Annotated in this window: 11 protein-coding genes; all 11 read right to left on the bottom strand. The window is 32.6% G+C overall.

From position 1 onward, the window contains the following. Positions 1–135: 135 nt before the first annotated feature. Positions 136–450 carry a DUF2628 domain-containing protein gene (locus JOC28_RS10175; protein WP_205010576.1) on the bottom strand — a complete coding sequence of 105 codons (315 nt, stop codon included), beginning with the start codon at positions 448–450 and terminating at the stop codon, positions 136–138. 103 nt (positions 451–553) lie between these two features. Further along, complete coding sequence (locus tag JOC28_RS10180; protein WP_205010577.1) at positions 554–850, bottom strand: DUF4176 domain-containing protein; 297 nt, start codon at positions 848–850, stop codon at positions 554–556. After that, entirely contained in the window at positions 840–1064 is a 225-nt protein-coding gene (locus JOC28_RS10185) for a hypothetical protein (RefSeq protein WP_205010578.1), read from the bottom strand. The genes JOC28_RS10180 and JOC28_RS10185 overlap by 11 nt, the downstream gene beginning before the upstream one ends. Before the next feature lies 1 nt (position 1065). Next, positions 1066–1569 carry a hypothetical protein gene (locus tag JOC28_RS10190; protein WP_205010579.1) on the bottom strand — a complete coding sequence of 168 codons (504 nt, stop codon included), beginning with the start codon at positions 1567–1569 and terminating at the stop codon, positions 1066–1068. A gap of 58 nt (positions 1570–1627) precedes the next feature. Then, positions 1628–1825, bottom strand: a complete 198-nt coding sequence (locus tag JOC28_RS10195; RefSeq protein ID WP_205010580.1) for a hypothetical protein — start codon at positions 1823–1825, stop codon at positions 1628–1630. A 1-nt stretch (position 1826) separates the two neighbouring features. Further along, a complete protein-coding gene (locus JOC28_RS10200) occupies positions 1827–2333 on the bottom strand; it encodes a hypothetical protein (protein WP_205010581.1) in 507 nt (168 codons plus the stop codon). Positions 2334–2387: 54 nt separating this feature from the next. After that, entirely contained in the window at positions 2388–2933 is a 546-nt protein-coding gene (locus JOC28_RS10205) for a hypothetical protein (RefSeq protein WP_205010582.1), read from the bottom strand. 193 nt (positions 2934–3126) lie between these two features. Next, complete coding sequence (locus tag JOC28_RS10210; RefSeq protein WP_205010583.1) at positions 3127–3915, bottom strand: hypothetical protein; 789 nt, start codon at positions 3913–3915, stop codon at positions 3127–3129. Between the two features lie 188 nt (positions 3916–4103). Next, positions 4104–4520 (bottom strand): hypothetical protein, encoded by a 417-nt coding sequence (locus JOC28_RS10215; RefSeq protein WP_205010584.1) that lies wholly within the window; start codon positions 4518–4520, stop codon positions 4104–4106. A 79-nt stretch (positions 4521–4599) separates the two neighbouring features. Beyond that, positions 4600–4896 carry a DUF4176 domain-containing protein gene (locus JOC28_RS10220; RefSeq protein WP_205010585.1) on the bottom strand — a complete coding sequence of 99 codons (297 nt, stop codon included), beginning with the start codon at positions 4894–4896 and terminating at the stop codon, positions 4600–4602. Further along, a complete protein-coding gene (locus tag JOC28_RS10225) occupies positions 4889–5296 on the bottom strand; it encodes a hypothetical protein (RefSeq protein WP_205010586.1) in 408 nt (135 codons plus the stop codon). The genes JOC28_RS10220 and JOC28_RS10225 overlap by 8 nt, the downstream gene beginning before the upstream one ends. Between the last annotated feature and the right edge of the window lie 93 nt (positions 5297–5389).

The following is a 5389-nucleotide window of genomic DNA, read 5'->3' on the forward strand; positions in this document are numbered from 1 at the left end:
AAAAACCACACAGTGATTCTTTCGTCTTGATTGTTTTCGAGACGGAAATCATTGTGTGGTTTTATGTTGAAGCTCGTTTTTGCCCAGCCTCTTTTATTGTGGGGGAGAGAGAAGAAAATTCTCTCTTGATCCGTCTTATTTAACTTTTTTAGTAATAATTGATGAATCTTCTTCAGATACTGGTTTCCAACCTTTTTTGATGAGATCTTTGATGTACTCATTGTTATAAATAAAGGCAAAACCAACACTTACAGCCCAGCTTCCTCCACTTGCATTTAAGACAGTAAAGATAATCCCTACAAGTAGTGATGTTCCGAGCATAATACCGAACCACTTCCAGTCTGCTCTAAAGAGTGGAACGAAGAATCCGAAGAAGAAGGTTGTCCAGCTGAAGCCAACTTTGACAGATTTTGTTTGATTTGTTTCTGGGTTTTTAAGATTTACTTTCATTTTTTCTCCTAGTATTGTTTGTTAGTGAGAGTTGTAGTCTCACTTCGTTATTGAACTTGTTTACAGACAAATTCGGCTGCTTAAAACAAATTCTAATAAAAAACTATAATTTACCTTTGGGTATTTCGGAATTATTTTCACGCCAATTTAATAGTGTTCTCTGAACTTCAGGCTCCTTATCACTAACATAGCCACTGAATATAATTTCTCTAATATTATCTTTATTAAAATATGCAATTTTATCTGGCTCTAAACCAATTATCTGATTGACACCAGCATAGTCAAAGTAAACTATCTCACCATTCACATTGATAACTGGTTGTCGCATCACAATAAGAACTGGTACAGTTCCTGATTTTAGGTATACAACACTTCCTAGTGGTAACAATTCATTTTCCATATTTACCCTCACTTTCTTTCAGTTCAATTTCAAATTCTAAGTATCTTGACCTATCTCCAAATTGAATTTTTCTAAATAAGATGAACCAGTGCCATAGAGCAGGTGCAATAAAAAATAAGCGAAATTCAAAAAAATATGTGAATACGATAAATGGTAAGCTGGTTATCATAATTATTAAAGAGTAACCAAAGATAAAATAAAATAGTTGTTTCATCTTACCACCATCCTATTCCATTTTTTTGAATCATTAGCGGTGCTAAATTGCGAATGCTACCCACTCTTTCTACTATGATTCCTTCTTTTTTACAGTAATTTAAGAAAGAATATCTTCTATATAAAATGCCACAAATAATCCATACTCCTACAAACAAAACCATCTCACCTATATTCATCAAACCTTTACTAAAATAAGTTGGTATATTGACGTCGCCAAAGAAAATACTAAGAGGAAGAATCCTTCTAAGCAGGGCAGAAATAACAAGTGAAATTGATATCCCTAACCCTAAATTTCTTTTCTTTTGGTCTATAGTAGTATGTATAGCATTTTTAAAACTTTGGTTAGCCTTATAGAGTCGAAATTTTTTCTTCATTGTAATAGCAATGCTTCTTTCGACTAAGAACTCATCACCATCACTAGAAAGTACCAAATACCAACCAGCTAAAGCTTTATCACCTTTAATTGAAATATTATATGGCGTTCCAACAATTCTTTTTTTCATTTTTCCCTCTATGATCTGACGACACTAAAGATTTATTATTTTTTACAAAGAGTCCCTATCATTTGTCCTCTATCTCAGTTAGTTCAAAATCAACTATTCTTTGGTTATCTCTTACTTGAACACCTTTATAAACGACTTCTATGATAATGAAAATAATCAAAACAAGCATACCTCTGAATTCAATGAGATAAGCAGACAGAAGTAAAGGCAAGCAGAGTAAGACAAGCCCTAATATAGCAACAATTTTACTTATCATGCTACCAAAACTCCCTTCCTGTTGTCATGAACTGTAAAGGTCTGGTTGATTTTATCTTACCAAGATAAGTCATTTCGCCGCCATGCTTAGTCACAAAAGAATGGAGTTTTCTCTCTCGGTAAATACTAATTACTTTTAAGCAGACTAGTACCATGATAAGATCAAAAATAATATTTCCAAATCCTTGTGTTACAGAAAATGTACGATTAGCTTCTCCAAAAGCAATGTTAAAAGGTATCACTTTTTCTAATAATTTTGCTCCGATATTCCCTCCAACCAGAGTTGCAAAAAGTAAAAGTGGAGCCCTACGATTTTGTGGTTTAGCTGTCACTTTGTAGGAATGGAGAGGAATACTCGTTTTATAGCACTTCCTTTTCATATCCAAAATTCCTGAATAGTTTCGCAAAACAAGATACTCCTCACCCTGTGATTTGATAAAATACCAACCTCTTAAGATATGCTTACCATCTAAAGACAAATTATAAATCTTTCCTGAAAATTTTTTCATTCAAATCTCCATTTTAATCATTTCCATATAAATATGCTAAATAGTGTCCGTTTATCAAAGGAACATCTTTTTTAGTTTATATAAAACAAACATGCGTTGAATACATTGATATTGTGACATAAGATCTGTTGCAAGAAAAAATCCTACAGACATAAAGAGAAAAATAAAGAAATTTGTTTTTAGATAAAGAATAGCAAAAATAATTGTAATCAGTAAAAATACCATCAGAAATTTCATTAAGGCATTGTTTCGTTTAGTCATATCATTCAAAATCTCTTCAAGTGATGGACTATCAAATTGATATTCTTTTACTTCCAAAACCCTGTTCGGAAACTTCCTATAAGCCCATTTAACCGATAGGAAAACCAATAAAAAACCTAGAAGTAAAAGCAACAAGCTCGCTTGTAAATTTTTTGAATCAATAGCTCTAATCATGATAGTTACAACAAATGTCATACCTGCTGGAATTCTTACCTCTTTAGCTTCTGGATTGTCCTCCTCTCTAGATACATAGAAAGGGCCCTTTAAATCCTTATGAATAAGTACTCCTCGTTTTCCAATTGCTCCAACAACATGATAATCACCTACTCTTATTTTCATTCTTTCTCCTCTAATTAAATGCAGAGCCTAAGCTACCAAATCAATCACTTTCTTGCTCTCCGATTAATTCTCCACTCTGTATTTTCTATTTTTTCGTCATTTAAGCAGTACTACCAATCATCTTAAGGGGTGCATTTTTTTATAACTGATAAAATAGCAGAGCTAAAAATGACTGGTAATAAACTACAAACCATCAATTTCTGGTCATTCCCAAAAATTTCTTAGCTTCTTGCACATAAAATAATTCTGAATTTTCATCTGCTATGGAAACAAAGAGAGCCTGAGCTTTTTCGTTTTCATTATTTAGAATGGCATTCAAGGCACGATAATAGGTCACAATAATTTGTGTCAGGTGTGACTTGGGTCTAATTGTTTCGAAATAGTCATTAGATTGACCTGTAAGGATATCATAGATAGCATTCGCTACCTCTTTCTGGTAATCCACTCTTTCAAGCTCTGCAAGATATTCAGTTATCTTTTTAGTTTCACTACGATGGACAGAATTCATAAATCGTAAGAAAGAAATCATCTTTTTATGATTTTTTCGAAATCGAAAAGACATTTTATATTGGTCAATACTTAAAATCCTTTGCTCAGAAGTTCGAAAATCTCCTCTTAGAAAAAGGACTTGAGCTTCAGTTAGATAAAGTTCTTGTAAATTTGCTGATTTATTACGCCTATTAGAACGCTTATAGGCATAATCAAAATAATTATGGTATTTACTTAAATTGATATCTTCAAAAAGGATTAATCTGAGAACTTTACTAGTCACTCTTGGAAACCAAAAAAACAGATAGATAAGGACAATTGCCCCAATAAAAAAATAAAAATACACTATACTATTGTCCGGCAAGTTAGAGGTGCTGTGTAAAGTCTGTAAGAATACAAACATCAGGACTAATAGAGCAAACGTGATAATCATACCTCTATGAAGAAAGTCAAAAATATTTTCAGCCGATAATTTTCTTAGTTTATTTTTCATGTTACTCCTAATAATATCTATCTCCACATTATTCATATAACACCTCAGAAGATGTATCGGATTGGCATCAACTTTGAAAATAGCAGAGCTAAAAATGAAAATCCGATTATTTTATTACAACATAGTGGAAATATAGAAAAAGAGAGAAGAAAACTCTCTCTTGATCGTTAAACTATTTATAGTTTTCGTTATTGAGAAGTATCCATGTACTTTTCAGCATAGTCAGAATAATCTGGTGTTTCTGATTTATTCATTGCCAGAATCATACTTCCCTGTAATGGCTCATCTGTATCATCAATCTGAAGCATAATCGCTACATCATCATCACTGTCTGGAAAGATAATCGAATAGTAATTATCGTAATCTTTCGGTTTGATAACGTAGTAGTGAATACCGTTGACGATACCGATACCATTCTGAGTATATTCACTACTCTCACCATCAATTGAAATGCTAGTGTCTGTAATGACGACCTCTATATTATTTTCACTCGGATCTTGAGCCTTCCAAGTTCCTTGAATCTTTGCTGAACCCTTGCAAGCTACCAACATTAACAATGCTGTGAAGGCTAGCAAAGCAAAGCTTATCCTTTTTATCTTTTTCATAGTGCTCCTGATTATTTATACAACAAACATTACTGCTCCTTCAATCTCAAAATTTAAGTGTAAAATCTATTTTAACTTTTTAAATAGTTCCTTTAGGATATCCTGACTCTAATATTAATTTATCATAAATCTTTTCAAATTCTTGTTCCTCAGAATCATTGTAGCCTTCAAATAAAATTTGATCTATATTATCTTTATTAAAAAAATACAGTTCATTAGGATTAACCATTCCCTGAGGAATGACAACTCCAGAGTAATCGAAATAGACTACTCCATCACCTTTTTCAGTCAAAATTCCCCTAGAGATAATCATGAACTTATTTTGATTGTTATTAGCTAAGGTCACAACGGATCCAAGCGGTAAAATTTCAGACATCTTCTTCCTCCTTAAAAATCACTTTTCTTTTATCATACATATTAATCGCGTGAAACCATAGAAAAGGATTATTTTGAAAAATCAACGTATAACTAACTCCTGGCAATAAACCTGCTAGTAGGCTACCATAAATTTGAATATCAAATGGTTCTCTCATTGCAAATGAATGAAATATTGACGGTATTGCCGCATAAAAAGCTACAAAAGTTACGCCCAAAACCGATAATAAAATCACTATAAAAAGAATGTACTTCCAAAAAGATACCTGCTTTTTCGCAGCAGGATCCCACAGTTGATTACTAATCATAGCTTTAACATATGTCATCTCATCAGTTGGAATTGCCCTTTTGACATTTTTATAAAGAGCTCTTTCCATCATCCAAATAAAACCTAGTGCCACAAAAACATACTAAGATTAGTAGTGAGGAAATCTCCGACGGGAGAGAGTACTCACTACTTTTTCTTTATGCTAAAGTAGAGGTGTCTTGTTAAG

It is taken from the genome of Streptococcus loxodontisalivarius (assembly GCF_016908645.1).
GTDB classification, from domain to species: Bacteria; Bacillota; Bacilli; order Lactobacillales; family Streptococcaceae; genus Streptococcus; species Streptococcus loxodontisalivarius.

Coding starts and splice junctions, on each gene's coding strand:
- JOC28_RS10175 (WP_205010576.1), bottom strand. CDS start 450: ATGAAAGTAAATCTTAAAAACCCAGAAACAAATCAAACAAAATCTGTC.
- JOC28_RS10180 (WP_205010577.1), bottom strand. CDS start 850: ATGGAAAATGAATTGTTACCACTAGGAAGTGTTGTATACCTAAAATCA.
- JOC28_RS10185 (WP_205010578.1), bottom strand. CDS start 1,064: ATGAAACAACTATTTTATTTTATCTTTGGTTACTCTTTAATAATTATG.
- JOC28_RS10190 (WP_205010579.1), bottom strand. CDS start 1,569: ATGAAAAAAAGAATTGTTGGAACGCCATATAATATTTCAATTAAAGGT.
- JOC28_RS10195 (WP_205010580.1), bottom strand. CDS start 1,825: ATGATAAGTAAAATTGTTGCTATATTAGGGCTTGTCTTACTCTGCTTG.
- JOC28_RS10200 (WP_205010581.1), bottom strand. CDS start 2,333: ATGAAAAAATTTTCAGGAAAGATTTATAATTTGTCTTTAGATGGTAAG.
- JOC28_RS10205 (WP_205010582.1), bottom strand. CDS start 2,933: ATGAAAATAAGAGTAGGTGATTATCATGTTGTTGGAGCAATTGGAAAA.
- JOC28_RS10210 (WP_205010583.1), bottom strand. CDS start 3,915: ATGAAAAATAAACTAAGAAAATTATCGGCTGAAAATATTTTTGACTTT.
- JOC28_RS10215 (WP_205010584.1), bottom strand. CDS start 4,520: ATGAAAAAGATAAAAAGGATAAGCTTTGCTTTGCTAGCCTTCACAGCA.
- JOC28_RS10220 (WP_205010585.1), bottom strand. CDS start 4,896: ATGTCTGAAATTTTACCGCTTGGATCCGTTGTGACCTTAGCTAATAAC.